Here is a 3,389-nt window from a genome sequence, read left to right on the forward strand (position 1 = left end):
GGACGGACGGGCTGAAGAGTTGCTGGAGCACCCGGTCATTTTCACCCACGGGTGAGCCCCCGCCCTGATGTACGAGGGCGGGGGCTCGGGGTGACTCACTTCTCTACGGTCGCGGCGTCGTTCCCCGTGGTCTTCTCCACGTTGTTCTCCCCGGCCGCCTCGTGCGCCGACGACAGCAGCTTGGTGTCCTGCGGCTGCTGGTCCTCGAAATTCTCCGGGTGGTGACAGGCGACCTGCTGCCCGGCCCGCAGCTCCTTGAGCGGCGGCTCGGTCGTCTTGCAGATCTCCGTCGCCTTCCAGCACCGGGTGTGGAAGCGGCAGCCGCTCGGCGGGGCGATCGGCGAGGGCACGTCGCCCTTGAGCAGGATGCGCTCGCTCTTGGCGCCCCGGCGCTTCGGGTCCGGAACCGGCACGGCCGACAGCAGGGCCTTGGAGTACGGGTGCATCGGCGACTTGTACAGCTGGTCGCGCTCGGCCAGCTCGACGATCTTGCCGAGGTACATCACCGCGATCCGGTCCGAGACGTGCCGGACGACCGACAGGTCGTGCGCGATGATCACGTACGTCAGACCCAGCTCGTCCTGGAGGTCGTCCAGCAGGTTCACCACCTGCGCCTGGATCGACACGTCCAGTGCGGAGACCGGCTCGTCCGCCACGACCAGCTTGGGGTTGAGCGCGAGCGCGCGGGCGATGCCGATGCGCTGGCGCTGACCGCCGGAGAACTCGTGCGGGTAGCGGTTGTAGTGCTCGGGGTTGAGGCCGACGACCGACAGCAGCCGCTGGACCTCCTTCTTCACACCGCCCTCGGGCTCGACGCCCTGGAGCCGGAAGGGGGCGCCGACGATCGTGCCGATCGTGTGGCGGGGGTTCAGCGAGGAGTACGGGTCCTGGAAGATCATCTGCACGTCGCGGCGCATGGGACGCAGCTCGCCGGTCTTCAGGTGCGTGATGTCCTGGCCCTCGAACTCGACCGAGCCGCCGGTCGGTTCCAGCAGCCGGGTGATCAGCCGGCCCATGGTGGACTTGCCGCAGCCCGACTCACCGACGACGCCGAGTGTCTCGCCCCTGCGCACCTCGAAGTCGATGCCGTCGACGGCACGCACCGCGCCGGTCTGCCGCTGGAGCAGGCCCTTGCGGATCGGGAAGTGCTTCTGAAGGCCGCTCACCTTCAGCAGGACCTCGCCGTCGGGGGTGGTTCCCTTGGTGAGGGTGCTCCCGCTGGTGTCCGGTGTGCTCACCGTTTTGTCGTCGCTCACAGCTTCGGCGCAATCTCTTCGGTCCAGATACGCTCCCGCTGCTCCTGCGTCATGTGGCAGGCGGCCCAGTGCGAGTTGCCGACCTCGGTCAGCTCGGGGCGGACCGTGCGGGTGACGTTGTCCTTCGGGATGTCCGCGTACGGGCAGCGCGGGTGGAAGGCGCAGCCGGACGGGAGGTTGATGAGGGAGGGTGGCGCGCCCTTGATCGGGATGAGCCGGTCCGTCTCCTCGCGGTCCATGCGCGGCATCGAGCCGAGCAGGCCCCAGGTGTAGGGGTGGCGGGGCTCGGAGAACACGTCCTCGGCGGGGCCGCGCTCCACGCACCGGCCGCCGTACATGACCAGCAGGTCGTCGGCCATCTCGGCGACCACACCCAGGTCGTGGGTGATCATGATGACCGCGGAGCCGAACTCCTTCTGCAGATCATGGATCAGGTCCAGGATCTGCGCCTGCACGGTGACGTCCAGGGCGGTGGTCGGCTCGTCGGCGATGAGCAGCTCGGGATTGTTCACCAGCGCCATGGCGATCATGGCGCGCTGGCGCATACCGCCGGAGAACTCGTGCGGGTAGCCGTCGACGCGCTTGGCGGGCTCGGGGATGCCGACCCGGTCGAGCATCTCGATGGCCCGCTGCTTGGCGGCCTTCCTGCTGACGTCGTGGTGGACGCGGTACGCCTCGACGATCTGCTGTCCGACGGAGTAGTAGGGGTGCATCGCCGACAGCGGGTCCTGGAAGATCATGGCCATCTTCCGGCCGCGCAGCCGCCGTACGTCGTCGGGGGCGGCCTCAATCAGCTCCTGGCCGTCGAGCCAGACCTCGCCGGAGACCTTGGCGCGGGCCGAGCGGTGCAGGCCCATCACGCCGAGCGAGGTGACCGACTTGCCGGAGCCGGACTCGCCCACGATGCCCAGGGTCCTGCCCTTGCGCACGTCGAAGCTGACCCCGTCGACGGACTTGACCAGGCCGTCGTCGGTGTCGAAGTGGATGCGCAGATCACGGACGGACAGGAAGACGTCGTCCGGGACGGACGCGGCGGTGGTGTCCGGTTCGCCGAGCGCGGCTTTGTCGAGCTTGCTCACGAGTACCTCACCCGGGGGTCGATGGCGGCGTACACCAGGTCGACGATCAGATTGCAGAAGACGATGAAGAACGCGGCGACCATGGTCACACCCATGATGATCGGCAGGTCGTTCGTCTGGATGGACTGGATGGCGTAGGCGCCGATGCCCTGGAGGGAGAAGACGGTCTCGGTGAGCACCGCGGAACCGATGAGGATGCCGAAGTCCATGCCGAAGATGGTGACGATCGGGGTGAGCGCGGAGCGCAGGCCGTGCTTGGCCACGACCGTGGTCTCCTTGAGACCCTTGGCCCTGGCCGTTCTGATGTAGTCCTCGCTCATCGTCTCCAGCATGCCCGCCCGGGTGAGCCGGGCGTAGAGCGCGGAGAAGAGGAACGCGAGGCTGACCCAGGGCAGCACCAGATGCCAGGCCCATTCGGCCGGGTTCTCCGTGAACGGGACGTAGTCGATGCTGTCCCAGATGGGGATCTCGTAGACGAAGAGCGCGAGCAGGATCTGGCCGGTGAAGAAGATCGGGAGCGAGACGCCGGCGAGCGCGATGAACATGGCGATACGGTCGACCGGCTTGCCCTTGCGCAGAGCCGAGATGACACCGGTCATGACACCGAAGATCACCCAGATCACCGCGGCACCGACGGCCAGCGAGAAGGAGACCGGGATCCGGTCCTCGAGCTGGGGCCACACCTCGACGTGGTTCTTGAAGGAGTACCCGAAGCAGGGTGCGCTGCAGTGCGTCGCGTCGGGGCCGAACCGGTAGTCCGCACCCGCAACGATGCCCTTGATGAAGTGCCAGTACTGCTCGTAGACGGGCAGATCAAGACCGAGGTTCTGCTTGATCGCGGCGACGGAAGCGGGGTTCGCGTCCTTGCCGACGTACTGGGTGGCCAACTGGTCGGCCGTCTGTCCCCCGATGCGGGGGACCAGGAAGAAGATGGCGAAGGTGACTGCGCTGACCACCAGCAGCAACAGCACCGCGCCCATGACGCGTCGGAGGATGTACGCAGCCACAGCTGTACGGCGCCGGGGGGGGGGGGCGGGGGGGGGCGGGCCGCGCG

At 67.8% G+C, this 3,389-nt stretch carries 3 protein-coding genes; all 3 read right to left on the reverse strand.

From position 1 onward, the window contains the following. Positions 1–95: 95 nt before the first annotated feature. Genes ABZ281_RS43075 through ABZ281_RS43085 form a run of 3 tightly spaced genes read right to left on the reverse strand, consistent with a single transcriptional unit; the run spans position 96 to position 3,342 of the window. Positions 96–1,256, reverse strand: coding sequence for a dipeptide ABC transporter ATP-binding protein (locus tag ABZ281_RS43075; RefSeq protein WP_356663560.1), 1,161 nt, complete (start codon positions 1,254–1,256; stop codon positions 96–98). Then, positions 1,253–2,335 carry an ABC transporter ATP-binding protein gene (locus ABZ281_RS43080; protein WP_356663562.1) on the reverse strand — a complete coding sequence of 361 codons (1,083 nt, stop codon included), beginning with the start codon at positions 2,333–2,335 and terminating at the stop codon, positions 1,253–1,255. Before ABZ281_RS43080 ends, ABZ281_RS43075 begins: the two co-directional genes overlap by 4 nt. After that, positions 2,332–3,342, reverse strand: a complete 1,011-nt coding sequence (locus ABZ281_RS43085) for an ABC transporter permease (RefSeq protein ID WP_356663564.1) — start codon at positions 3,340–3,342, stop codon at positions 2,332–2,334. The genes ABZ281_RS43080 and ABZ281_RS43085 overlap by 4 nt, the downstream gene beginning before the upstream one ends. Positions 3,343–3,389: the final 47 nt, after the last annotated feature.

The sequence above is a fragment of the Streptomyces sp. NPDC006265 genome (genome assembly GCF_040613555.1).
GTDB lineage: Bacteria > Actinomycetota > Actinomycetes > Streptomycetales > Streptomycetaceae > Streptomyces.